This is a genomic window from Aminobacter sp. BA135, assembly GCF_050859125.1.
Classification (GTDB): domain Bacteria; phylum Pseudomonadota; class Alphaproteobacteria; order Rhizobiales; family Rhizobiaceae; genus Aminobacter; species Aminobacter ciceronei.
This window is the reverse complement of the sequence record NZ_CP139572.1, coordinates 159,611-184,338: the sequence shown is the minus strand read 5'-3', so window position 1 is coordinate 184,338 and position 24,728 is coordinate 159,611. Positions and strand designations below refer to the sequence as shown.

The following is a 24,728-nucleotide window of genomic DNA, read 5'->3' as shown; positions in this document are numbered from 1 at the left end:
AAGGCCTTTCATGCAGAGACGCAGGGCAACGTGCCCTGCGTCGGATCGCTGTCGATTTGGCTCAGAAGCGCACGGTTGCACCGAGCTTGAAGGTGCGGCCTGGCGCCACCTGCATTTCCGGATTGTTGGCGTTGGCCACCGACCCCGAGATCACGTTGGTGACGCCAGTGAGGGTGTTGGGGAAATAGCGGCGGTCGAAGATATTCTGAATGCCGAAGTCGACATCGACATTTTCGGTCGGCTTCCAGCGGGCATAGGCGTCGAACACAGCATAACCGCCCGGCTTGAAGGCGTTGGGGTCGGCGCGTTCGGTGACGCCATGGGCGAAGGTGGCGACGAGCTCGGTCTCGAGGTTCCAGTCGGGGATGAGGTAACGGCTGCCGAGCACCGCGGTCAGCGGCACGGCGCCGTCGAACGCAGTTTCGGCGGCACCCGCCGAAATCCGCTGCGTTCCCTTCTGGTAGGAGATCGAGGCATTCAGGAAAAGGTTGTTGTAGACCTCGTATTCGCCGCCGAACTCGATGCCCCAGACCTTGACGTCCTCGACATTGTCGGAGGTGTATCGCTCTGTTGGGCCGGGCAACGGCTGCAGCGAGCGGATGAAGTCCTTGTAGTCGGCGTAGAAGCCGGTGAGGCTGAAGTAACCCTTGTCGAGTTCGCCTCGCACGCCGACCTCATAGCTGCGAACGAATTCCGGCTTTAGATTGGGGTTGGGGATCACCTCGACGAGCCCGGTGGAACCGATCGACAGGGACGACACGAACAGCTGCTGCGACGTCGGCATCTTGAAGCCTTCGCCATAGCCGGCATAGATCGAGTAGGTATCGTTCAGTTCGTACATTGCGCTGATGCGTTTGATCAGCCTGGTCTCGTCGATCTTCTTCGGCTGAAAGCCGGGCAGCGGAACGTAGTCCTTGTCGCCGGTCGGATCGATCGAATAGTGCGCCAGGCGTGCGCCTGGCGTGATGGTCAGCCGATCGTCGAGCAGCTTGATCTCGTCCTGCAGGTAGAGGTCGGCGCGGACGGTATCGACTTCGGGGAAGTTGAAACCCTGGTTGTTGGCAGTCGTCGAAGTGCCGGTGGTCAGGTTATTGGTGATGTTGTAGCCGGAATAGCTACTGTTGGTCAGGTCGCCGTCGAAGCCGTAGGTCAGCTTGTGCGACAGGCCGCCCAATTCGAAGGACGAGTTGGCCTGAACGTCTGCCTCTAGGAAATCCTCTCCGTAGTTGCGGACCTGGATGTTCTGCTGGCGGCGTGTCGGATAGGTGCGCAGCTGGTTGCTGTAGGTGTCGCGCTTCTGCGGCGAATAGGAGACCTGCCACTTGATCTCGTCGAGCCAGGGCGCATCGACCTTCCAGTCATGCGAGATGGCGAGCCTGTAGCGCTCCATCTCCAGCTCCCGCTGCCAGTTCGTGTTGGCGTAGCCTCCGAGTGCCGCGCTGGAATCATACATCTGCTGGATCGTCGTGTTGCGGTTGAACCACTCACCGGTCAGCTTGACCTCGTGATCCTGGGTCGGGTTCCACTGCAGCTTCATCAGGCCGTTGAAGGCGTCGGTGTCGGCTGGGAACGCCTTGTTGCAGGGCCAGATCGCCTGGCGCGGGCAGCCCCACTGGCCGCCATCGGCCCGGCTGTTGCTGAAATCGCCTTCCGACGCCCCAAGATGGCCGAAGCTGCCGAGAAACTTGAAATCGCCGGATTCGGCGGCGGCACTCACCTGCTTGCGGAATGAATCGTCGTAGCTGTCATAGGCGGTCTTCATTTCGACTGCCCATGGCTTCGAGCCGTCGAGCAGGTCGTCGGGGTCGAGCGTGCGGAAGGCAACGGCGCCGCCGAGTGCGTCGGCGCCCTGGAGCACCGAGTTCGGGCCGCGCACGATCTCGGCGCTGCGCATGGTGAACGGGTCGACGAAGTCGCGGCTGCCGTCGATGATCTGCTCCTGGATGCGGCTGCCGTCGACGGACATCTGGACGCGGTTGCCGCCCATGGCACGGATGTTGAAGCCGGTCAGCTGGCCGAACGGATTGGTAAGCGATGTCGTGCGCGAGACGGTGACGCCCGGCTCGTAGCGCACCATGTCCTGGATGTCGCGGACGACATGGCGTTGCAGCGTCTCGCGGTCGATGACAGAGACCGACATTGGAATGTCGAGCACCTTGCCGGTGGTACGCGCCGAGGTGACGACGAGCCTGTCGAGCACGATGCGCTCTTCATTGCTCAGCAGCGGCTTGACTTCCTCTGCCTTCTTGGCCGGTGTCGTTGCCGTCTGGGCACTGACGATGCCGGCCGACTGCAGCAGCAACAGCGAAACGCCGGCCAGAAGCATTTGCGACCGCGAACCGCGACCGGTGTGAACGTTAGACATGACAGCCCCCTCGAAAAATCTGGAAAAGCTGGCTGTCCGCGAACGAAGGGCTGGCGTAAGTTAATATGAGTCTATGACTCAAGATTATTGATGGCTGTATAATGGGTCCTGCGGTGTGTGCAAGCCGGAGGATGCGCGGCGCGACACCTGGCCTCACCCGGAACAGGCACATGCCGGCGCCGGCCAGCTACGGCTGGCGAGGATTTGGAAGACTTGTTTTGCGCGTCGTTCCGTGTGGCGGGCGATTTTCGCCGAAGCGTTTCATAAAAATATGACTATCATTGTCATATTATTTGACAGGAAAGCGCGAATGACCTAGCTGTCGAAGCTATGAAGGTTGTTCATTCGAGGATGGACTGAGAAGCTGGGGTTGCGAAGCCAACCAACCTTCAGTGGAGCTCCCCGAATGAACGTTCATAAGAATGCGCTTTTGACGCCTTCAGGTCGAGTGCTTTTGGTTCAACGCATTGAACAGGGCTGGAGCGTGCGGCGTGCTGCCGGTTCGGCCGGGGTTTCGGAACGGACGGCCTATCGCTGGCTCGGCCGCTACCGGGCCGGCGACCGGGTTCTGCACGATCGCAGTTCAGCGCCGCACCGCTGCCGGCATCGGCTGGCAGCCATGCAGGTGTCTCGGATCGAGCAGTTGCGCCGCCAGCGTATGACGGGGCCGGCGATTGCCCGGTCCTTGGGCCTGGCGCGCTCGACGGTGGGCCTGGTGCTGCGCCGGCTGGGACTGAACCGGCTGGCCTGGCTTGATCCCCGGCCGCCGGTGCTGCGCTACGAGCGGCAGCGACCGGGCGAACTGATCCACATCGACATCAAGACCCTGGGCCGCATCGACGGCGTTGGCCACCGGATCACGGGCCAGCACCAGGGCCATCATCGCGCCCGAGGTATCGGCTACGAACACCTGCATGTCGCCATCGACGATGCCTCGCGCCTCGCCTATGTCGAACTGCTGCCAAGCCTGGGCCGGGAAGATGCCACCGGTTTCCTCAACCGGGCACTGGCCTGGTATGCCAGGCTGGGCGCCAGGGTTGAGCGGGTGATGACCGACAACGGCTCGGCTTATCGCTCCAAACTGTTCGCCCAGGCGCTCCAAGGTGCCGGTGCCCGACACATCCGCACAAGACCCTACACCCCGCGCACCAACGGCAAGGCCGAGCGCTTCATCCAGACTTCGCTGCGCGAATGGGCCTATGCAAGGCCATACGCCTCATCGAACGAACGCGCCAAAGCCATCCACCATTGGGCAGCCAACTATAACCTGGAACGCCCACATTCCGCCCTTGGCGGCATCAGCCCGTTCCAAAGACTGAACAACCTTCTTGGAAACGACACCTAGCGAACCCGTCCCTGTTGTTCGAGCGGCGTCGGGCTGGTGATGAAATTTCGAGAGAAACTGAACGCCTTGCGCAAGATACCGCTCGGCGATTGGCGGATACTGATGCGGATCATGGGCATCTACCGCCGTAAATTTTTTCTTGCCATTGCGCTTTCGCTGGCCGGAATCGTGCTCTCGGTGACCGTTCCGATCCTTTCGCAGAAGATCGTCGACAGCGTCATGGTCGGCAAGGACGGTTGGGCAGCGACCCAGTTCGCCGCCATCGCCATCGTGGCGGCGGTTATCAGGCACATGACCTCACGCTGGCACAACTCGCTGATCAACGACGTGGACGCAAGGTTCACCGCCCGGCTGTCGAGACGCATCTACTTCCGCCTCATGCGCATCCCCTATGAGAGTTCGGCATCCGCAGGCGGAAGCACGATCAACCTGCTCAACGAATCCCAGCGTGTCGCCAGCTTCATGCTGAGCGCTGCGCCGAATTTCTTCCTCACCATCTTGGGTGCTGCCGTCTCGTTCGCCGTGGCGCTGTACTACGACTATATCATCTGCCTGCTGGCCTTTGTCGTTGCCCTGATCTTCGCCGTCTTTGCCCGCAAGACTAATGCCCAGCTGGGCGAGGCCAGCCGCAGCTCGTTCCGCCTCAACGGCGCCCTGCAGGGGGCGACCGCTGAAACGGTAGGCAACATCCGCGGCATCAAGTCGAATGCGGTGGAGCGCTTCTTCATCGGGCGCTGGTCCGCGAAGTCGGCCGAAGCCATCAAGGCGCGCTGGCACATACTCGACCTCTCGCACTCCTATTCGTTCACCCTTGGCCTGCTGAGCGAGATCCTGACGCTGCTCGTCGTTCTTGTCGGCTGCTGGCGCATCCTGCGCGGCGATCTGACGATCGGTGGCCTGCTTGCGCTGCAGCTGCTCGTCACCCGGGCGACCATGCCGATGCTGACCAGTGCCGGCATCCTGATCCAGTTCCATTCGGTCAGCGCCACCATCTCGGCCCTCGCGTCTTTCCTCAAGCGCCAGCCGGAGCGCGCCATCGTTGCCCCGGCGCTGCGTACTGCTGATTTCGGCCCGATCACGGTCGAGGATCTGACCTTCCGCTATCCCGAGGCGACGGCTGCGGCACTCAACGGTGTCAGCCTGGTGCTGCCGGCGACCGGCGTCGTGGCGATCGTCGGCCGCAACGGTTCCGGCAAGTCCAGCCTGTTGCGTGTGCTTTTGGGGCTCGAGCGCGATCATGCCGGCAAGGTGGCAATCGGCGGCATCGACGTCCGTGCCTACAATCCGCGCTGGCTGCGCGGCCGAATCGGTGTCGTCGACCAGGAGACGTCGCTGTTTTCGGGTACCATCCGCGAGAACCTTCAGGCGTCGCTGCCGCGCCCGCTTCGCGACGACGAGATCGATAAGGCGCTGGCGTTTTCCTCTGCCGACAAGTTCACCGCCGGCCTGCCCAAAGGCATCGACACCGAACTGGTCCAGGCAGGGCAGAACCTCTCCGGCGGCCAGCGCCAGCGCCTGGCGATTTCGCGCGCCGTGCTGCGCGATCCGCACATCGCCGTTTTCGACGAACCGACCTCGGCGCTCGATGCCGAATCGGCGATGGCGCTCGAGCGTGAGTTGCTGGCCTTCGGCCGCGACCGCCTCGTCATCATCGTCACGCATCATCTCTTTTCGGCGCGTTCGGCCGACATGATCGTCGTGCTCGACGATGGCAGGATCGTCGGCACGGGCAGCCATGAGGCCCTGAGTTCCGAGTGCGCGGTCTATCAGGCGCTGTGGCGCGACTACGTCAGGGATTGATCGGCCGCCGGCGTTGATCGGTCGATGAGGTGGAAATGACTCTTCCACCTGTTGACACGACACCCGTCAGTCATACTACATGTAGACATCGTGGTCTTCCGAGTTGATTCCAGCTCGGGAGCTAAGAGGGAAGCCGGTGCGCGATTTCGCAATGCCGGCGCTGCCCCCGCAACTGTAAGCAGTGAGTTGCTGTCGCATACGCCACTGGCGCCAATGGGCGCTGGGAAGGCCAGACAGCGGCAATGACCTGCGAGCCAGGAGACCTGCCGCGATCGAGTCTGAACGTCCACGGGCGGGGTGTCCGGTGGTGCGCTTGCGTTCTGCCGGCTTGCGCCGGCCGAAATCCGGCATGCGTCCGCCCAAGGCCCTTCGCCCCCAAACCATCGGGGAAGATGATGCCGGCGACCTCCACACTTCAATCCAGCGGAACCAACAGCGTTCCGTCCACTCTCAGCCAGGGTTCCGAGACTGCGTCCGAGTCTGGCTACCGTGTCATCCGGCGCAACGGCGCGGTGACGCCGTTCGACGCGACCAAGATCACTGTGGCACTGACCAAGGCGTTTCTCGCCACCGAGGGTTCGGTGGCCGCCGGTTCGCGCCGCGTCCACGACGTCGTCGAGGAACTGGCCGTCCAGGTGTTCGCCGCGCTGACCAGGCGGGCAGATAGCAGCCGCACCTTCCACATCGAGGAAATCCAGGACCAGGTCGAACTGGCGCTGATGCGCTCCGAGCATCACAAGGTCGCCCGCGCCTATGTGCTCTACCGCGAGGAACGTGCCCGCGAACGCGCTGCCGCCAAGGTCACGTCGGTCGAGGTCGCCGCACCGCCGCTCCAGGTCAAGGCCGATGACGGCAGCCTGGCACCGCTGGACGAGACGCGCCTGGCCCGCATTGTCGACGAGGCCTGCAGCGGGCTCGAGGCCGTCTCGGCGGATGCGATCCTGGCCGAGACAAGGCGCAATCTCTATGACGGCATCACCGTCGACGAGCTTTCGCTGGCGCCGATCCTGGCCGCCCGTACGCTTGTCGAAACCGAACCGAACTACGCCTTCGTCAGCGCCCGGTTGTTGCTGGACCGGTTGCGGCGCGAGGCACTGAGCTTCGTCTCGGCCAGGTCTGAGCAGGCCACGCAGGCCGAAATGACCGAGCGCTATGCCACCTATTTCCCCGCCTTCATCGCCACCGGCATCAAGGCCGAATTGATCGACCCCGAACTTGGCCGTTTCGACCTTGCCAGGCTCAGTGCCGCGCTGAAGCCCGAGCGCGACCTGCAGTTCCAGTATCTGGGTCTGCAGACGCTCTATGACCGCTATTTCCTGCACAGCAAAGGCAAGCGTTTCGAACTGCCGCAGGCCTTTTTCATGCGCGTGGCGATGGGCCTGGCAGGCCGCGAGATCGACCGCGAGAGCCGCGCCATCGAGTTCTATGATCTTTTGTCGTCCTTCGATTTCATGGCCTCGACGCCAACGCTGTTCAACTCCGGCACGCTGCGCCCGCAATTGTCGTCCTGTTTCCTCACCACCGTCGCCGACGATCTCGACGGCATCTTCAAGGCGGTGAAGGACAATGCGCTGCTCGCCAAATATTCCGGCGGGCTCGGAAATGACTGGACCCCGGTGCGCGGCCTCGGCGCCCACATCAAGGGCACCAATGGCGAGAGCCAGGGTGTGGTGCCGTTCCTCAAGGTTGCCAACGACACGGCGATCGCCGTCAATCAGGGCGGCAAGCGCAAGGGTGCTGTCTGCGCCTATCTCGAGACCTGGCACGTCGATATCGAGGAGTTCCTCGACCTCAGGAAGAACACCGGCGACGACCGCCGCCGCACCCACGACATGAACACCGCCAACTGGGTGCCGGACCTGTTCATGGAGCGCGTCGAGGCCGATGGCGCGTGGACGCTGTTTTCGCCCGACGAGGCGCCCGACCTGCACGATCTCTATGGCACGGCATTCAAGGCGGCCTACGAAAGCTACGAGGCCAAGGCTCTGGCTGGTGGCATCAAGGTGTTCCGCACGGTCAGGGCGCTCGACCTGTGGCGCAAGATGCTGACCATGCTGTTCGAAACCGGGCATCCGTGGATCACCTTCAAGGACCCGTGCAACATCCGCTCGCCGCAGGGCCACATCGGCGTCGTGCATTCGTCGAACCTCTGCACCGAGATCACCCTCAACACTTCGAAGGATGAGGTCGCCGTCTGCAATCTCGGTTCGGTCAATCTTGCCAATCATATCGCAGCCGAGGGGCTCGACATCGACCGTCTGGCCCGCACCGTGAAGACGGCGATGCGCATGCTCGACAATGTCATCGACATCAATTTCTACACCATCCCCGAAGCCAGGCGCTCCAACCTGCAGCATCGTCCTGTCGGCCTCGGCCTGATGGGTTTCCAGGATGCACTTCAGGCGCTGAAGATCCCCTATGCGTCAGACGCTGCCGTGGCCTTCGCCGACGCCAGCATGGAGGCGATCTCCTACAACGCGATTTCGGCGTCCTGCGACCTTGCCGCCGAACGCGGGCGTTATCCGAGCTTTGACGGTTCGCTGTGGTCGAAGGGCATCCTGCCGATCGATTCCATCGACCTCTTGGCCAAGGCGCGCCCCGGTGTCGACATGGACGACGCCTCGACGCTCGACTGGGATGCCTTGCGCAAGCGCGTCAGGAAGACAGGTATGCGCAACTCCAACACCATGGCGATCGCGCCGACGGCGACCATCTCCAACATTTGCGGTGTCGCGCAGTCGATCGAGCCGGCCTACCAGAACCTGTTCGTCAAATCGAACATGTCCGGCGACTTCACCGTGGTCAACGCAGCACTGGTGCATGAGCTCAAGGTGCGCGGCCTGTGGGACGAGGTCATGGTCTCCGACCTCAAATATTTCGACGGCTCGATCGGCCGGATCGACCGCATCCCCGACGATCTCAAGGCGCTCTTCGCTACCGCCTTCGAGATCGACAGTGCCTGGCTGATCGAGGCGGCATCGCGTCGGCAGAAATGGATCGACCAGGCCCAGTCGCTCAACCTCTACATCGCCAATCCGAGCGGCAAGAAGCTCGACGCGCTCTACCGCCTGGCATGGAACAAGGGCCTGAAGACGACCTACTATTTGCGCTCGCGCTCGGCCTCGCATGTCGAGAAGTCGACGCTGAAGGGCACCGACGGCAAGCTCAATTCCGTCTCCGCTGTCGCTGTTGCAGCGTCAGCCCCAATCATCGTCAACGCCGATGTCGCATGGGGCAAGGCCTGCGCCATCGACGATCCCGAATGTGAAGCCTGCCAGTAAGCGGCGATCAGGAAAAGGAACAACAAGATGCTCGACTGGTCCGAACCAAAGGCTGCCGCCGCAACCATCCACCCCGCCTTCACAGGCGACGTCCCGCTTGCCGATGCCACGGGGCTGGGTGTGATCGAACGCGGCGGTGGCCGCGTCCGCGTCGACGACAAGCGCATGATCAACGCCCGTGCCGACGTGAACCAGCTTCTGCCGCTCAAATACCGCTGGGCCTGGGAGAAATATCTCGCCGGCTGCAACAATCACTGGATGCCGACCGAAGTGTCGATGCAGGCCGACATCGGCCTGTGGAAGTCGAAGGATGGGCTGACCGACGACGAACGGCGCATGATCAAGCGCAATCTCGGCTTCTTCGCCGCGTCGGAGAGCCTGGTTGCCAACAACATCGTGTTGGCCATCTACCGCCATCTGACCAATCCGGAATGCCGGCAATATCTGCTGCGCCAGGCCTTCGAGGAGGCGGTGCACACCCACACCTTCCAGTACATCGTGGAGAGCCTCAGCCTGGACGAAGGCGAGCTGTTCAACATGTACCGCGAGGTGCCCTCGATCACCGACAAGGCGGCATGGGCGCTGAAGCACACCCAGCATCTCGACGATCCGGATTTCAGGACCGGCACGCCTGAAGCCGATCAGGCTTTCCTGCGCGACCTCGTCGCTTTCTACGTCATCTTCGAGGGCATGTGGTTCTACACCGGTTTCGCCCAGATATTGTCCTTGGGCCGGCGCAACAAGATGGTCGGCATTGCCGAGCAGTACCAGTACATCCTGCGCGACGAGTCGATCCATCTGAACTTCGGCATCGACGTCATCAACCAGATCAAGCACGAGAACCCGCATCTGTGGACGCCGGCGTTCCAGGACGAGATCCGTGGCATGATCCGCACGGCGGCCGAGCTCGAGGCCTCCTATGGCCGCGATACGATGCCGCGCGGTTTCCTTGGCCTCAATGCAGCGCTTTGCGAAACCTATATGCACTTCATCGCCAACCGGCGCTGCGCCCAGCTCGGCCTGCAGCCGGTCTTCGCCGAAGTCGAGAACCCATTCCCATGGATGTCCGAGGCGATGGATTTGAAGAAGGAGAAGAACTTCTTCGAGACCCGTGTCATCGAATACCAGAATGGTGGAGCGCTGGCATGGGACTGACCTGGAACCGTCCCACCATTGCATCGGTCATGCCCGAACCCGAACAGGTGTTCCTGGCTTGGCTGGTCGCGCAGCCTGAAGGCGGCAACCTCCACGAGGCCGCCTCGCGGCAGGCCACTCGGCTCGCCGAATATGGTGGCAGGCATCCGGGGCCGCGCCGGCTCAGGCAATTGTTCCTGGACCTTGCCGCCGAACTCGGCGGCGGCAGGGCCATGCCGTCATGAAGCGAAAGATCCTTGTCATCGGCATCGGTGCGGGCAATCCCGACTATGTCACGATCCAGGCTGTCGATGCGCTCAACCGGGTCAACGTCTTCTTCATCCCCGACAAGGGTATCGAGAAGGACGGGCTGGCGCGGATCAGGCGCGAGATCTGCGAACGCTTCATCCGCGACCAGAGCTATCGCACCGTCGCGTTCGAGGTTCCTCGCCGCAGGCCGGCGGCGGAGGACTACGGCACCGCCGTCGCAGATTGGCATGACGCTGTCGAAGGCGTCTACCAACAGCTGCTCATGGAGGAACTCGAGGAAGACGAGTGCGGCGCGTTCCTCGTCTGGGGCGATCCGACGCTTTACGACAGCACCCTGCGCATCCTCGACCGGCTGCAGGCCAAGGGCGGCTTCGAACTCGAATATGATGTCATTCCGGGTATCACCAGCGTCCAGGCGCTTGCCGCCCGGCACAAGGTCACGCTGAACAGGATCGGCCAGTCGATCGCCATCACCACCGGTCGCAAGCTTGCGGAGGGTTTTCCCAACAATGCCGACAGCGTCGTCGTCATGCTCGACGGCGAAGGTGCCTTCGCCGGTCTCGATGGTGATCTCGACATCTGGTGGGGCGCCTATGTCGGCACGCCGGATGAAATCCTGGTGTCGGGCAAGTTGCGCGAGGTCGTCGGCGACATCGAGCGCATCCGCAAACAGGCGCGCGAGCAAAATGGCTGGATCATGGACACCTATCTGCTGAAGCAGCCGGACTAGCCGGCAGGCTGGTCGTGTTGCGCGTGGTCGCAAACGCAACAACGACGCACTCGACATATTGACATAAAGATGTCTTTATGTGACCTGACGGCTTTGTCGCCGAAAGGATGAAAAGTGTCGCAAAACGCCACCTCGCTCGACGCCCTGTTTGGGCCGGTTGCCGCCAAGCCAGATGGTTCGGAGGTGATGGCAGCGCTGAAAGCGGCGGCGCGCGAGCGCATCCTGATCCTCGATGGCGCGATGGGTACCCAGATCCAGGGGCTCGGCTTCGACGAGGACCATTTCCGCGGCGACAAATTCACCGGTTGCGCCTGCCATCAGCAGGGCAACAACGACCTCCTGATCCTGTCGCAGCCCAAGGCGATCGAGGAGATCCACTACAAATACGCCATCGCCGGCGCCGACATCATCGAGACCAACACCTTTTCGTCGACCTCCATCGCCCAGGCCGATTACGGCATGGAGGACATGGTCTATGAGCTCAATCGCGACGGCGCGCGGCTGGTCCGCCGCGCCGTCGTCCGGGCGCAGCAGGAAGACGGCAAGCGCCGCTTTGTCGCCGGCGCGCTCGGGCCGACCAACCGCACCGCCTCGATCTCGCCTGACGTCAACAATCCCGGCTACCGCGCCGTCACCTTCGACGATTTGCGCATCGCTTACGGCGAACAGCTGCGCGGCCTGATCGACGGCGGCGCCGACATCATCCTGATCGAGACCATCTTCGACACGCTCAACGCCAAGGCGGCGATCTTTGCCTGCGACGAGATTTTCATCGAAAAGGGCGTGCGCCTGCCGGTGATGATTTCGGGCACCATCACCGACCTGTCCGGCCGCACATTGTCCGGCCAGACGCCGTCGGCCTTCTGGAATTCGGTCCGCCATGCCGATCCGTTCACGGTCGGCCTCAACTGCGCGCTTGGCGCGGCCGCCATGCGCCCGCATCTGGCCGAACTGTCCGATGTCGCCGAGACCTTCATCTGCGCCTATCCCAATGCCGGCCTGCCCAACGCCTTCGGCCAGTATGACGAGAGCCCCGAATTCATGGCCTCCCAGGTCGAGGAATTCGCGCGCGAGGGTTTCATCAACATTGTCGGCGGCTGCTGCGGCTCGACGCCTGAGCATATCCGCGCCATCGCGCAGGCTGTCGCCAAATATCCACCGCGCCAGGTGCCGGAGCTCAAGCCGCAGATGCGCCTGTCGGGCCTCGAGCCGTTCACGCTCACCGACGAGATTCCCTTCGTTAATGTCGGCGAGCGCACCAACGTCACCGGCTCGGCCAAGTTCCGCAAGCTGATCACCGCAGGCGACTATGCCGCCGCCCTCGACGTCGCCCGCGACCAGGTCGTCAATGGCGCGCAGATCATCGACATCAACATGGACGAGGGCCTGATCGACTCGAAGAAGGCGATGGTCGAGTACCTCAACCTGATCGCCGCCGAACCCGATATCGCCCGCGTGCCCGTCATGATCGACAGCTCCAAATGGGAGGTGATCGAGGCCGGGCTGAAATGCGTCCAGGGCAAACCGATCGTCAATTCGATCTCGATGAAGGAAGGCGAGGAAGCCTTTCTGCATCATGCCCGGCTGTGCCGGGCCTATGGCGCTGCCGTCGTCGTCATGGCATTCGACGAGCAGGGTCAGGCCGACACCAAGGCGCGCAAAGTCGAGATCTGCACTCGCGCCTACAAGCTCTTGACCGAGCAAGCCGGCTTCGCGCCCGAGGACATCATCTTCGATCCCAACATCTTCGCTGTCGCCACCGGCATCGAGGAGCACGACAATTACGGTGTCGACTTCATCGAGGCGACAAGGCAGATCACCCAGACCTTGCCGCATGTCCATGTCTCGGGCGGCGTGTCGAACCTGTCGTTCTCCTTCCGCGGCAACGAGCCGGTGCGCGAGGCGATGCACGCCGTGTTCCTGTATCACTGCATCCAGGCCGGCATGGACATGGGCATCGTCAATGCCGGCCAGCTCGCCGTCTATGAATCGATCGACCCGGAGCTGCGCGAGGCCTGTGAGGACGTCGTGCTCAACCGCCTGCCCAAGGCCGGCGGCACCGCCACCGAACGGCTGCTGGATATCGCCGAGCGCTTCAAGGGAGCAGCCGGCAAGGAGGCCAAGGAGCGCGACCTTGCCTGGCGTGACTGGCCTGTCGAGCAACGCATCAGTCACGCTCTGGTCAACGGCATCACCGAGTTCATCGACGCCGATACCGACGAGGCGCGGCTGAGGGCAGAGCGTCCGCTGCACGTCATCGAAGGCCCGCTGATGGCCGGAATGAATGTCGTCGGCGACCTCTTCGGCGCCGGCAAGATGTTCCTGCCGCAGGTGGTGAAATCTGCCCGTGTCATGAAGCAGGCGGTGGCCGGCTTGCTGCCACATATGGAGGCGGAGAAGGCGGCCAACGCCGCCAATGGCATCGACAATGGCGAGCGCCAGAGCGCCGGCAAGATCCTGATGGCGACCGTCAAGGGCGACGTGCACGACATCGGCAAGAACATCGTCGGCGTCGTGCTCGCCTGCAACAATTACGAGATCATCGACCTCGGCGTCATGGTTCCGGCAACCAAGATCCTCCAGGTCGCCAGGGACGAGAAGGTCGACATCATCGGCCTGTCGGGCCTGATCACGCCCTCGCTCGACGAGATGGCGCATGTCGCTGCCGAAATGGAGCGCGAGGGGTTCGACATTCCGCTGCTGATCGGCGGCGCCACCACCAGCCGCGTCCACACGGCGGTGAAGATCCACCCGCGTTACGAAAAGGGCCAGACCGTCTACGTCACCGATGCCAGCCGCGCTGTCGGTGTCGTGTCCAACTTGCTGTCGCCTGAGGCCAAGGGCGGTTACGTCGAACAGGTGCAGGCCGAATACAAGAAGGTCGCCGACGCCCATGCCCGCTCGGAAGCTGACAAGCAGCGACTGCCGCTGGCCAAGGCGCGTGCCAATGCGCACAAGGTCGACTGGACTACCTATGCGCCGCCTAAGCCAACCGTCCTCGGCACCAAGGTGTTCGAAGCCTGGGACCTGGCCGAGCTTGCCCGCTACATCGACTGGACGCCGTTCTTCCAGACCTGGGAGCTCAAGGGCCGCTATCCAAAGATCCTCGACGACGAAAAGCAGGGTGCCGCGGCGCGCCAGCTGTTCGAGGACGCGCAGGCGATGCTGAAGAAGATCATCGACGAGAAGTGGTTCGCGCCCAAGGCCGTCATCGGCTTCTGGCCGGCCAATGCCGTTGGCGACGACGTCAGGCTGTTCACCGACGAGGCACGCAGCGAGGAGCTTGCCACCTTCTTCACCTTGCGCCAGCAACTGACCAAGCGCGACGGCAAGGCCAATGTCGCGCTGGCGGATTTCATCGCTCCCGCCGACAGCGGCAAGCCGGATTATCTCGGCGGCTTCGTGGTCACTGCAGGCATCGAGGAAGTGGCGATCGCCGAGCGCTTCGAACGCGCCAATGACGACTACTCCTCGATCATGGTCAAGGCACTGGCCGACCGTTTCGCCGAGGCCTTCGCCGAGCGCATGCACGAGAAGGTGCGCAAGGAGTTCTGGGGCTACGCGCCTGATGAAAACCTCGCGCCCGACGACCTGATCGGTGAGCCCTATCGCGGCATCCGTCCGGCGCCGGGCTATCCCGCCCAGCCCGACCACACCGAAAAGGTGACCTTGTTCCGCCTGCTCGATGCCGAGAAAACCGCCGGCGTCAGCCTCACCGAAAGCATGGCGATGTGGCCGGGCTCGTCGGTGTCGGGCATCTATCTCGCCCACCCCGAAAGCTATTATTTCGGCGTCGCCAAGGTCGAGCGCGACCAGGTCGAAGACTATGCACGGCGCAAGGACATGACCGTCGCCGAGGTCGAACGCTGGCTCGGGCCGATCCTCAACTATGTGCCGGCATCGTTCGCCGAAGCGGCCGAATAGCAACACGATGACATCACATGGGCTCTGTCGCCTTTGCGCTGAGCCCGTGTCGTTTTCATGCTCGTGCCCGGCCACCAATCCGTGGTCTGATCCGGTCATGTTCAAGGTGCTGCTTCGAGTGTGAGACGAAGCGGAGAATTGGGAAGCCGGTGAGAAGCCGGCGCTGCCCCCGCAACGGTGGCGGAGTTATTGTTTCGACGGGAGACCACTGGGCCAGCCGGCCTGGGAAGGTGTCGAGACAGTCCGAAAGGACAGCTCCGAAGCCCGGAAACCAGCCTTGAACCTGACAGAACTCGACTGATCGCGGTGGGCGGTCAAGAGGCGGATCGTTGCTGCACGGACCTCTGCGTCCGCCGGCTGGCGTTCTTCCCAAATCAAGCCACCCGTTCAGTCCTTGGTGCGAGGACAGGACATGGATGCGAAGAACGAAATGCTGAAGCTGCTGCGCGGACGCCGCGACGGGTTCAGCCTGGCACAGCCCTTTTACACCGACCCGGATTTCTACCGGCTCGACCTCGAGCTGATCTGGTACCGCGACTGGCTGTTTGTCGGCCATGACTGCGAACTGGCCAAGCCGGGCAGCTTCTTCACCGTCCAGGTCGGCGACTATCCCGTCGTGCTCGTCCGCGACCAGAAGGGCGAGCTGCGCGCCTTCCACAATTCCTGCCGCCACCGCGGCAGCCGCGTCTGCACCACAGAAAAGGGCACCGCGGCAAAGCTCGTCTGCCCCTATCACCAGTGGACCTACGAACTCGACGGCCGCCTGCTGTTCGCGCGCCAGATGGCGGAAGGCTTCGACAAGAGCCAGTTCGGCCTGAAGCCGGTCGCCTGCGAATCCGTCGGCGGCTACATCTTCATCTGCCTCGCCGACGAGCCCGCCGACTTCGCGCCGATGCGGGCCATGGTCGAGCCGTACCTGCTGCCGCACCGGCTGCGCGAAGCCAAAGTCGCCTTCGAAAGCACAATCGTCGAGAAGGGAAACTGGAAGCTGGTCTGGGAAAACAACCGCGAGTGTTACCACTGCGCCGGTAATCACCCTGAGCTGTGCAAGACCTTTCCCGAGGCGCCGAACGTTACCGGCGTCAATGGCGCCGAAAGCGATCCCGAAATGCTGGCGCACTGGGCAAAGTGCGAGGCGGTGGGGTTGCCGAGCAAGTTCCGCATCGATGCCGGCGGCCAGTACAGGGCGACACGCGCGCCACTGCTGCGTGACGCGGTGAGTTACACCATGTCGGGCAAGCGCGCAGTGCGGAAGAACCTCTCCGACAGCGTCTCGGCCGACAGGATCGGCACGCTGCTGCTCTATCACTATCCGACAACCTGGAACCATGTGCTCGGCGACCATGCCGTCACCTTCCGCGTGCTGCCGATCAGCGCCACGGAAACCGCCGTCACCACCAAATGGCTGGTTCACAAGGATGCCGTCGAAGGCGTCGACTACGACCTGGCCGAACTGACCCATGTCTGGACAGAGACCAACGACCAGGACCGCCGCATCGTCGAGGAAAATGCCTTCGGCATCAAATCGCCGGCCTACGAGCCCGGGCCTTATTCGGAGGAACACGAGGGCGGCGTCATGCAGTTCATCGAATGGTACGTCGGCTTCATCGAACCGCGGCTGGCCGACGGCGGCAAGCCGGTCCTGCGCAACGTCGCCTGACCGGGAGAGGGGCATGAACGCGATGACCGAGCTTGGCCTTTACCGCAACCTCGACGAAATGGCGCCCTGGAACGACCGGCTCCAGGTGCTGGAGGTCATCGGCGTCACCGACGAGGCGCCCGACGTCAGGACCTTCACCTTCCGCTCCGACAACCAGACCTGGTTCCGCTACAAGCCGGGCCAGTTCGTGACGCTCGAACTGCCGGCCGAACCGGCACCCGTCATGCGCACCTACACGCTGTCGTCCAGCCCGTCGCGGCCGTTCTCCATCGCCGTCACCGTCAAGGCGCAGGCGGGCAGCGTCGGCACACGCTGGATGTTCGACCATCTGAAGCCGGGCGGCCGCATCAAGGCCTATGGACCTTCAGGCGATTTTTCGCTGCACCAGCATCCGGCCGCCAAATACCTGTTCGTCTCGGCCGGGTCCGGCATCACGCCGATGATGTCGATGCTGCGCTGGCTCAACGACTGCGCGCCGTGGACGGACGTTGCCTTCGTCAACTGCGCGCGCCGTCCGGAAGAAATCATCTTCCGGAAGGAGCTCGAACTGCTGGGCACACACATGCCCGGACTGTCGCTCGGCTTCATGATCGAGGAGCGGTCGAGCCGCGAAGGCTGGTTCGGCCATATGGGCCGCATCGATGCGGTGCGACTGCCGTTGCTGTCGCCCGACTTCCGTGAGCGTGAGGTGTTCTGCTGCGGCCCAGATCCCTTCATGCGCGCCGTGCGCGGCATGCTCGAGTCTTCCGGCTTCGACATGTCCCGCTACCATCAAGAAAGCTTTGCCGCACCTGCCGTCGAGGAGGTCCCCGCGCCGTTCTCGACGCCGGGCGGGGACAGCGAGACTGTGCCGGATGCCGTCCTGCCGGTCCGTTTCGCGTTGTCTGATGTCGACGCCGACTGCCTCTCCGGCCAGACCGTGCTGCAGACGGCGCGTGCTTCGGGCGTGCGTATTCCGGCGGCCTGCGAGTTCGGCCTATGCGGCACCTGCAAGGTCAGGAAGCTCTCCGGCGAGGTCGAGATGAGCCACAATGGCGGCATCCTCGACCACGAGATCGACGATGGCTTCATCCTTGCCTGCTGCTCGAAGCCGCTGTCGGCGATCGAGGTCGAGGCGTAGCGCAAGTCAGGAAAACCGTGCAGCGGTTTCCGTCCGGAGTTGGGAAAAGTCAGCGGTGGTGCAGCACCAGCGGCGCGCCGCCGACGTCGATGACGTCCATGCCGTAGCCGAAGACGCGGGCCAGCATGTCGGGCTGCAGCACCTCCGCCGGCGATCCGTCGGCGACGACGCACCCCGATTTCATTGCAACGATCCGGTCGGCATAGACGGCGGCGTGGTTGATGTCGTGCAAAACGACGATGACGGTGCGCCTGTCGTTGTCGGCGGCCGCGCGCAGGTCGCGCATCAACTGGCGGGCAAACAGCATGTCGAGATTGTTCAGCGGTTCGTCCAGCAGCATGTAGTCGGTGCCCTGGCAGAAGGCCATGGCGACCATGGCGCGCTGGCGCTGGCCGCCCGACAGATTGTCGAGGAAGCGGTCGGCGAGATCCATCAGGCCGAACTGCTGCAAGGCCGCCTCAATCAGCTTCATGTCGTTTGCGTCGATTCGCCCGCGCTGGTGCGGAAAGCGGCCGAAGCCGACGAGTTCGCGCACCTTGAGCCGGCTTGCCACCGCCGGGTCCTGGCGCAATATGGCGAGCGTCCTGGCCAGCTGGCGGCTTGGCGTCGTGTCGACCGGCAGGCCGTCGACCGAGATCGATCCGCTCTGCAGCGGCTGCAGCCGGGCGATCAGCGACAACAGGCTCGACTTGCCGGCGCCGTTGGGGCCGACCAGCGCCGTCACCCCGCCCTTGGGCATGGTCAGCGACACATCCTCCAGGATTTGCGTGTCGCCGAGGCGCAACGAAACATTCTTGATCTCGATCATCGCTTGCTCGTTGTGATCAGCATGGCCAGGAAGACGAGGCCCCCCACGAATTCGATGACGACGCCGAGCGTCGCGGCACCGCCCAGAAGATGCTGCAGCACCATCTGGCCGCCAAGCAGCACGATGACGGCGGTCAGCATCGCCGCCGGCAGCAACAGGTGATGGCGGCGGCTGTCGACGATGCGCTCGGCCAGCGCCACCACCAGAAGCCCGAAGAAGGTTACCGGCCCGACCAGCGCCGTCGACACCGCAACCAGGGCAGCCACCAAAAGCAGCAGCCCGGTCAGCGCCTTGGTCCATGACACGCCAAGCCCGGTGGCACTGTCGGCGCCCAGGGCGACGATGTCGAGCAGGTGGCGCTGGCGCCAGAGGATGATGGCGGCAATCGTCGTCACCACCAGGCCGATGACGACCAGGTCCGGCCGCACCGTGTTGAAGTCGGCGTAACTCGAACCCTGGACGACGGCGAATTCGTTCGGGTCGATCAGCCGCGCGATCAGCGAGGCGAGGCTGCGGAACAGCACGCCGAGCACGACGCCGGTCAGCAGCAGCAGGCCGATGTCGAACCGCCGCCGCAGCATCGGCAGGAACAGTACCAGCGCCATGACCATCATCAGGCCGGCCTCGCCGGCGAATTTCAGGCGCGGGTCGAGCGCGACGTAACCGACGCTGCCGAGCGCCAGCACCAGCGCCATCTGGCCGAACAGGTAAAGCGCGTCGAGCCCCATGATCTGCGGCGTCAGCACCCGGTTGGCGGTCACCGTCTGGAACACCACCGTCGAGATTGCGATTGCCAGGCCGACCTGAATCAGCGTCACCAGCCGCACGGCGCGCAGTTCGAGCGCGAAGGCGATGTTGCCGCGCAGGCCGATGGTCATGAAGGCAATCACCGCGATCAGGGCCGCGACAGCCATTATCAGGAGACGTTTGTCAGGCACGCTGCGCTCGCCCGAACAGGATCCACAGGAACAGCCCCGAACCGACGACGCCGAGCACGGTACCTACAGGAATTTCGTAAGGGTAGCGGATGACGCGGCTGACGACGTCACAGGCCAGCAGGAGCGTAGCGCCGGTGACGGCGACCCAAGGCAGGGCGCTCTTCAGATTGTCGCCCATCAGGCGCGAAACGAGATTGGGTACCACCAGTCCAACGAAAGGGATCATGCCGACGACGACGACGGCCAACGACGAGATCACCGCCACCATGACCAGGCCGAGCTGGACGATGCGTTGGTAGTTGAGGCCGAGCCCGAGGCTGACCTCGCGCCCCATCGCGGCGATGGTCAGCCGGTCGGCGACCCACCAGGCCAGCGCCACCATGCCAGCCGTGATCCACAGCAGCTCGTAGCGTCCGCGCAGCACGCCGGAGAACTCGCCATTGGTCCAGACGTCGACATACTGCAAAAGGTCGGTCTGCCAGGCGGTGAACGTCACCGCAGCCCCGATGACGCCGCCATAGACGAGGCCAAACAGCGGGATGAGAAAGGGCTGCGTCGGCGGCAGCCGATGCGCGATGCCAAGGAAGATCGACGTGCCGGCAAGTGCGGTCACGCTGGCGCCAAGCGTCTTCATCGCGATCGAGGCGGTCGGAAACAGCAAGGTCACGGCAAGCACGCCGAGTGCGGCGCTCTGGCCGGTGCCGGTGGTGATCGGCTCGACGAAGCGGTTGCGCACCAGGATCTGCAGCACCAGCCCCGCAATCGCCAGGCCGGCGCCGGTCAGCACCACGGCCACGGTTCGCGGAAGGCGGCTGACCAAAAGAAGCTGCAGTGCGCCAGCGTCGCTGAACACGCTGCCCATCGGCAGATCATCGACGCCGATGCTCAGGCTGACGGCAAAAAGCCCGACGAGCCCGGCGGCGACGAGCAGCCGGGCGTTGGGCAACGCTGCCATCACTTGGCCTTGGAGAAGGCTTGCTCGATGGTGGACAGCACGCGATGCGTCGACTGCACGCCACCGGCGGCGATGTAGAAGTCGGGCGACGGCAGGAAGATCACCTGGCCCTTCTTCCATGCGGTCGTCTGGGCCACCAGCTCGTTGTCGAGCGTTGCCTTGGCGCCCTGGTCGTTCGAGCCGATCGCCGCGGCGCGGTCGAGCACCAGCAGCCAGTCCGGGTTGGTCTTGCTGATGAATTCGAACGAGATCGCCTCGCCATGCGTTGCCGCCTCGACGTCGGCGACAGCCGGCTCCAGGTCGAGCGTCTTGTGCACCCAGCCGAAGCGCGAGCCGGGGCCGTAGGCGGTGATCTTCGGGCCGTTGGTCATCAGGATCAGCGCCTTGCCCTTGCCCTTGACGGCCTGCCTTGCGGCTTCGACCGCGGCGTCCAGCTCCTTGGCGGCAGCGGCTGCTTCGTCAGGTTTGGCAAACAGCTCACCATAGGCGGCGAGGCGCGCCTTGGCCTGGGTCACCAGGTCGTCGCCATCCATCGTCATGTCGATCGTCGGCGCCACGCGCGACGTCGCCTCGACCTGCGTCGACGAACGGCCGCCGACGATCACCAGATCGGGGGCGAGCGCATTCAGCGCCTCGAGATTCGGCTCGAACAGCGTGCCGACGACGGCAGCGCCCTTGGCGACGCCGGCGAGTTCCGGCACGAACAGCTTGTCGGGGATGCCGGCCGGCTCGATGCCGAGGCGGTTCAGCGTATCGATCGCGGCGATGTCGTAGACGGCGACCTTGGCCGGTACCTTGTCGATGGTCTTGGGGCCGGTCGCGGTGGTGATCTCGACTGCAAGGGCGGGTGCGGCGGCAATAGCCAGTGCCGCCGAAAGAGTGGCCAGCAGGCGAACAAACTTCATCTGTTATCTCCGTCCTTGACGATGGGCGTTGGTTGGATAAAACCTTCGCTAAATACTCTTCTTTTGCGCATATCAGAAGCTGCCGGTGCGCAGCAAGACTTCATTGGGGCTTTTCAGACGCTTGATTGCTTGTCGGTCACTGCGCAGGACATTGAAACAATCATTGCCGAACCATTCGAGCGAAGCCTCGACAGTGGGGTCGTCGCGCAGCTCTGCAAGGAAGCGCCGGTAGTCGACCTTGCCGTCGAACAGCGGCGTCATGCCTTCGCGGCTACCGGCTGCAGCATAGACATTAGCCGGCTCGAAGACCCTGAGATCGGCGCGCGAGCGCACATTCTTGAGATGGTAATGGCGGATATGCGGACGCATCGCTGCATGCGCGGCGACGGGGTCGTCGCCGCCTTCCCAGACATGCAGCGTGTCAAAATTGATCTTGAACGCCGGATGGTCGACCTCGGCGACCAGCCTGAGCGTCGAGGCGCCGCAATCGGCCAGCGTGCCGGGATGCGTTTCGGCCAAAAGTTCGAGGTCGAAATCCGCGGCGATCCCGGCAACCTCGTGCAGCCGCGCGGTGAGGATACGCCTGACCTCGGCCGGGGTATCCCGGCTGCCGCGGCTGCCGGCAAAGGTGCGGATCTTGCCCGCCCGCCAATGCCGGGCGAGGCGGCACAGGTCGACGGTCTTCTTGCGCAAGGTTTCGGCGTCGCCATCGAGCGGCAGGTAGTCGCTGACCATCGGCACATTGAGCCCTTGCCCGGCCAGCCAGTCGGCGTCGCATTGCGGCTGGTAGGCCAGGTTACGCGCATGCGCCCCCCACAGCTCGATGCCCTGGAAGTCGTTGGCCCCAGCCCATCTGGCGATGTCCTCGAGCGAGACGAGGTGATGGCGGAAGGTGATGGTGCAGAGCGAGATTTTCATTCGGCTGCTCCGAGCAGTTCGGCGGGAAGTGTGTGGGGAATGCCCTTTGTGGCGCACCAGGCCTGGAAGACCTCACCGAGCCTGGCCTTGATCCGCCTTTCGAGCCCGTCCAGTGTGTCGAGCCGTAGCAAGACGTCGTCGGCGAGGCTGCGGTCCCCGGTCTGGGCCAGCTTCATGACGGCGTAGTGCAGCGCCTTGAAGTCCTGGATCACCCGCTCGATCTCGTCGCACCAATGGTCGAAATCGGCATTGGCCAGCTTCATCTCGCGCCAGAAGAAGGCGAAGCCGTGCTCATAGGCATATTTGCGGATCGAGATGACAGGCACCTCGCGCAGTGCCGCGCCAAGATCGGCGAGCTTGACGCCGTCCCTGCCGTCGAGATGGGCTGAAACGATGCGGCGCACCCCGTCGACCAGCGGATTGTGGTCGGGCTGGTAGCAGGCAAGGAAGAAGTCGCGCAGGTCGGTGGCGGTCGGCACGCGCGCTTCCAGCCGGTCGAAGATGTAGCCGCCGCCGACGGTTGGCTGGCGGATGGCGTGGATGACCTTGTCGCGGGCGATCTGACCTTCCCAGCGGAAGTCGGGATCGTTGACCTGCCAGATCTTGGGATCGTCGGTCTTCTCGATCATCAGATAATGCGGGAAGGGGTTCTGGTTGAACTTGTTCTCCCGCTCCGGCAGGTGGAACAGGTCCAGCATCACCATCAGATATTCACTGTCGCGCTTGCGCTCGAGCAGGTCGAGCATGACGACGATGTTCTGGTCCTTCGACCGTGCCGGGTCGTACCAACAATGCATGCCGACGCCGTAGAGCCGCTGGTACCAGGCGCGGAAGAAATCGTGGTTGATCGACTTGTCGTGATAGGCGAGCTGCCAGCGCTCGTTGATGGCGAAGCCGGCGTCCCAGACGCTGAAATAGAATGGCCGCTGGTCGATGCCGGAGCGCTTCAGCGCGTCGCAAACGCTGCTGACGAAGCAATGCACCTTGATGTCGATATAGTCCTCGCCATGCACGCCTTCACCGGCCGGCGCGGAGCGCTCTGCAGCGACACTCGCCTCGCCGGTGAACAGCTGCGCCAACTCGCGTACCGTCTCGATGTCCTGGCGGTTGATTGCTTCCTCCGGCGCGGCCAGGCCGAACTCGAGCTCCAGGCTGAGGAAGATCTCGAGAATCAGCACCGAGTCGAGATAGAGGTCCTCGTTGAGCCGTGCCTCGGGTCCGAAACGGTCGACATGGGCGTGCTTCATGGGATCGTGCAGCACTGTGCCGATCGCTTCGATCACCTGTTCGGTGTTCATCACGCGACCTCCCTGGCCACTGCCGTGAACTGGCCGGCGGCATGCTGTGCCGCCACTTCGCGCCGGCTGATCTTGCCGTTGGCCTGGCGTGGTATAGCGTCGACCTGGACGATCTCCATCGGCAGCTGGTGGCTGGCGAGGTTCTGCGCGCACCATTGCCGCACGACGGGCCCCTCCAGCCGCTCGGTGGCGCTGAACAGCAGGCCGACCCGCTCGCCGGCCAGCGTATCGGCCTTGCGGAAAGCGACGGCGTCGGTGATGGCGGGCATAGACATCACCACGTCCTCGACCTCGCGCGGATAGACGTTGAGGCCGGAGACATTGATCGTGTCGTCGAGCCGGGAGACGAACACCAGCATGCCATCAGGCCTGTAGTAGCCGAGGTCACGGGTGGCGACGTCGCCGTTGGGACCGCTGACGATCATCTCGGATGGCGCAACAGCACTGTTGCTGCAGGCAACAACGTGGTGCGGCAGCACGAAGCCCATGTCGGCGGCGTCGGTGACATCAGGATTGACGGCGATGCAGCCGGTTTCCGAGCAGCCATATTGCTGGAACAGATACGTCGTCCGTGCGCGGATGCGGGCGAACCATGGCTCGGGCAGCACCGTGCCCGAGGTCATCGCCGCATGGAGCTTCTCGCCTTCGGGCATCAGCCGGGCCAGCGTGTGCAGCACCGCCGGCGACGAATAGAGCAATGGCCGCTCGATACCGCGCAGGGTCCTGAGCAGGTACTTCGGATTGCCGGCATCGACGATCACTGGCGTGCGGCCGCGCTTTAGGGCGACGAGAATACCGCAGATCAGCCCGTAGGAATGCGTCGTCGGGCAGGCGATGACGGGCGTCATGTCTTCCGGCTTGCGGAAGGTCGCGACATAGCTTGCCACCTCGGCGTCGATCTCGGCCCAGCCGCGGGCGATGCATTTCGGCGCGCCCGTCGTGCCCGAGCTCATCTGCAGCAGCTGACCGGTGGCGCCTGGCGCGGTTTCGCTCGACAGCGTCTCGGCGTCGAGGCTGTTGAAATAGAGCGCGTGGCAGCCCGCCGCGACGGCCAGGCGCCGTGCCGCGGCATGCGGCGTTGCCGGATGGATCGGGAAGACGCTGGCGCCGATGTTGCGGATGGCGAAGAACAGCACCAGCCAGGCCGCCGTGTCGCTGAAACAGACGGCATAGCGCCCGTTCGGGTCAAGTCCGGCACGGTCGGCGCTCTGCGCCAACATCTGCTCGAACTTCTGTCGGTCATAGTACCTGTCGTCGATCTGGAACATCGATTTTCC

Annotated in this window: 17 protein-coding genes and 2 riboswitches; of the genes, 9 read left to right on the top strand and 8 right to left on the bottom strand. The window is 63.7% G+C overall.

What is annotated here, in order from left to right:
* Positions 1-61 precede the first annotated feature (61 nt).
* The gene (locus SLT36_RS00900) at positions 62-2,365 is read right to left on the bottom strand and encodes a TonB-dependent hemoglobin/transferrin/lactoferrin family receptor (protein WP_432285368.1); all 2,304 of its coding nucleotides are present in this window, start codon (positions 2,363-2,365) and stop codon (positions 62-64) included.
* 406 nt (positions 2,366-2,771) lie between these two features.
* Here SLT36_RS00900 and SLT36_RS00895 point away from each other — a divergent pair, with 406 nt between their 5' ends.
* The 9 genes from SLT36_RS00895 (at position 2,772) to SLT36_RS00855 (ending at position 17,629) form a co-directional block, all read left to right on the top strand.
* Entirely contained in the window at positions 2,772-3,710 is a 939-nt protein-coding gene (locus tag SLT36_RS00895) for an IS481 family transposase (RefSeq protein WP_432285367.1), read from the top strand.
* 39 nt (positions 3,711-3,749) lie between these two features.
* Positions 3,750-5,510 carry a peptidase domain-containing ABC transporter gene (locus SLT36_RS00890; RefSeq protein WP_432288206.1) on the top strand — a complete coding sequence of 587 codons (1,761 nt, stop codon included), beginning with the start codon at positions 3,750-3,752 and terminating at the stop codon, positions 5,508-5,510.
* Between the two features lie 74 nt (positions 5,511-5,584).
* Positions 5,585-5,795: riboswitch (cobalamin riboswitch) on the top strand.
* 110 nt (positions 5,796-5,905) lie between these two features.
* Positions 5,906-8,791, top strand: a complete 2,886-nt coding sequence (locus SLT36_RS00885; protein ID WP_432285366.1) for a ribonucleoside-diphosphate reductase subunit alpha — start codon at positions 5,906-5,908, stop codon at positions 8,789-8,791.
* Positions 8,792-8,818: 27 nt separating this feature from the next.
* A complete protein-coding gene (locus SLT36_RS00880; RefSeq protein ID WP_154384598.1) occupies positions 8,819-9,946 on the top strand; it encodes a ribonucleotide-diphosphate reductase subunit beta in 1,128 nt (375 codons plus the stop codon).
* Entirely contained in the window at positions 9,937-10,170 is a 234-nt protein-coding gene (locus SLT36_RS00875; protein WP_263005210.1) for a hypothetical protein, read from the top strand. Before SLT36_RS00880 ends, SLT36_RS00875 begins: the two co-directional genes overlap by 10 nt.
* Complete coding sequence (gene cobF, locus SLT36_RS00870) at positions 10,167-10,925, top strand: precorrin-6A synthase (deacetylating) (protein ID WP_432285365.1); 759 nt, start codon at positions 10,167-10,169, stop codon at positions 10,923-10,925. Before SLT36_RS00875 ends, cobF begins: the two co-directional genes overlap by 4 nt.
* Before the next feature lie 186 nt (positions 10,926-11,111).
* Positions 11,112-14,849: a methionine synthase gene (gene metH / locus SLT36_RS00865; RefSeq protein WP_432288204.1), complete on the top strand. Its 3,738-nt coding sequence runs from the start codon at positions 11,112-11,114 to the stop codon at positions 14,847-14,849.
* Positions 14,850-14,936: 87 nt separating this feature from the next.
* Positions 14,937-15,143: riboswitch (cobalamin riboswitch) on the top strand.
* Between the two features lie 118 nt (positions 15,144-15,261).
* Complete coding sequence (locus SLT36_RS00860; RefSeq protein WP_432285364.1) at positions 15,262-16,509, top strand: aromatic ring-hydroxylating oxygenase subunit alpha; 1,248 nt, start codon at positions 15,262-15,264, stop codon at positions 16,507-16,509.
* A gap of 22 nt (positions 16,510-16,531) precedes the next feature.
* Positions 16,532-17,629, top strand: coding sequence for a 2Fe-2S iron-sulfur cluster-binding protein (locus SLT36_RS00855; protein ID WP_432288530.1), 1,098 nt, complete (start codon positions 16,532-16,534; stop codon positions 17,627-17,629).
* A gap of 49 nt (positions 17,630-17,678) precedes the next feature.
* Here SLT36_RS00855 and SLT36_RS00850 read toward each other — a convergent pair whose 3' ends face one another.
* The 7 genes from SLT36_RS00850 to SLT36_RS00820 form a co-directional block, all read right to left on the bottom strand.
* Positions 17,679-18,437, bottom strand: coding sequence for an iron ABC transporter ATP-binding protein (locus tag SLT36_RS00850; RefSeq protein WP_432285363.1), 759 nt, complete (start codon positions 18,435-18,437; stop codon positions 17,679-17,681).
* Positions 18,434-19,375 (bottom strand): iron chelate uptake ABC transporter family permease subunit, encoded by a 942-nt coding sequence (locus SLT36_RS00845; RefSeq protein ID WP_432285362.1) that lies wholly within the window; start codon positions 19,373-19,375, stop codon positions 18,434-18,436. The genes SLT36_RS00850 and SLT36_RS00845 overlap by 4 nt, the downstream gene beginning before the upstream one ends.
* Complete coding sequence (locus SLT36_RS00840; RefSeq protein ID WP_432285361.1) at positions 19,368-20,330, bottom strand: ABC transporter permease; 963 nt, start codon at positions 20,328-20,330, stop codon at positions 19,368-19,370. Before SLT36_RS00840 ends, SLT36_RS00845 begins: the two co-directional genes overlap by 8 nt.
* On the bottom strand, positions 20,330-21,235 hold the full coding sequence (locus tag SLT36_RS00835) for a siderophore ABC transporter substrate-binding protein (RefSeq protein WP_432285360.1): 906 nt from the start codon (positions 21,233-21,235) through the stop codon (positions 20,330-20,332). The genes SLT36_RS00840 and SLT36_RS00835 overlap by 1 nt, the downstream gene beginning before the upstream one ends.
* 72 nt (positions 21,236-21,307) lie before the next feature.
* The gene (locus SLT36_RS00830) at positions 21,308-22,153 is read right to left on the bottom strand and encodes a sugar phosphate isomerase/epimerase family protein (RefSeq protein ID WP_432285359.1); all 846 of its coding nucleotides are present in this window, start codon (positions 22,151-22,153) and stop codon (positions 21,308-21,310) included.
* The gene (locus SLT36_RS00825) at positions 22,150-23,451 is read right to left on the bottom strand and encodes a DUF6005 family protein (protein WP_432285358.1); all 1,302 of its coding nucleotides are present in this window, start codon (positions 23,449-23,451) and stop codon (positions 22,150-22,152) included. Before SLT36_RS00825 ends, SLT36_RS00830 begins: the two co-directional genes overlap by 4 nt.
* Positions 23,451-24,719 (bottom strand): AMP-binding protein, encoded by a 1,269-nt coding sequence (locus tag SLT36_RS00820; protein ID WP_432285357.1) that lies wholly within the window; start codon positions 24,717-24,719, stop codon positions 23,451-23,453. The genes SLT36_RS00825 and SLT36_RS00820 overlap by 1 nt, the downstream gene beginning before the upstream one ends.
* Positions 24,720-24,728: the final 9 nt, after the last annotated feature.

Coding starts and splice junctions, on each gene's coding strand:
- SLT36_RS00900 (WP_432285368.1), bottom strand. CDS start 2,365: ATGTCTAACGTTCACACCGGTCGCGGTTCGCGGTCGCAAATGCTTCTG.
- SLT36_RS00895 (WP_432285367.1), top strand. CDS start 2,772: ATGAACGTTCATAAGAATGCGCTTTTGACGCCTTCAGGTCGAGTGCTT.
- SLT36_RS00890 (WP_432288206.1), top strand. CDS start 3,750: ATGAAATTTCGAGAGAAACTGAACGCCTTGCGCAAGATACCGCTCGGC.
- SLT36_RS00885 (WP_432285366.1), top strand. CDS start 5,906: ATGCCGGCGACCTCCACACTTCAATCCAGCGGAACCAACAGCGTTCCG.
- SLT36_RS00880 (WP_154384598.1), top strand. CDS start 8,819: ATGCTCGACTGGTCCGAACCAAAGGCTGCCGCCGCAACCATCCACCCC.
- SLT36_RS00875 (WP_263005210.1), top strand. CDS start 9,937: ATGGGACTGACCTGGAACCGTCCCACCATTGCATCGGTCATGCCCGAA.
- cobF (WP_432285365.1), top strand. CDS start 10,167: ATGAAGCGAAAGATCCTTGTCATCGGCATCGGTGCGGGCAATCCCGAC.
- metH (WP_432288204.1), top strand. CDS start 11,112: ATGGCAGCGCTGAAAGCGGCGGCGCGCGAGCGCATCCTGATCCTCGAT.
- SLT36_RS00860 (WP_432285364.1), top strand. CDS start 15,262: ATGGATGCGAAGAACGAAATGCTGAAGCTGCTGCGCGGACGCCGCGAC.
- SLT36_RS00855 (WP_432288530.1), top strand. CDS start 16,532: ATGACCGAGCTTGGCCTTTACCGCAACCTCGACGAAATGGCGCCCTGG.
- SLT36_RS00850 (WP_432285363.1), bottom strand. CDS start 18,437: ATGATCGAGATCAAGAATGTTTCGTTGCGCCTCGGCGACACGCAAATC.
- SLT36_RS00840 (WP_432285361.1), bottom strand. CDS start 20,330: ATGGCAGCGTTGCCCAACGCCCGGCTGCTCGTCGCCGCCGGGCTCGTC.
- SLT36_RS00835 (WP_432285360.1), bottom strand. CDS start 21,235: ATGAAGTTTGTTCGCCTGCTGGCCACTCTTTCGGCGGCACTGGCTATT.
- SLT36_RS00830 (WP_432285359.1), bottom strand. CDS start 22,153: ATGAAAATCTCGCTCTGCACCATCACCTTCCGCCATCACCTCGTCTCG.
- SLT36_RS00825 (WP_432285358.1), bottom strand. CDS start 23,451: ATGAACACCGAACAGGTGATCGAAGCGATCGGCACAGTGCTGCACGAT.
- SLT36_RS00820 (WP_432285357.1), bottom strand. CDS start 24,719: ATGTTCCAGATCGACGACAGGTACTATGACCGACAGAAGTTCGAGCAG.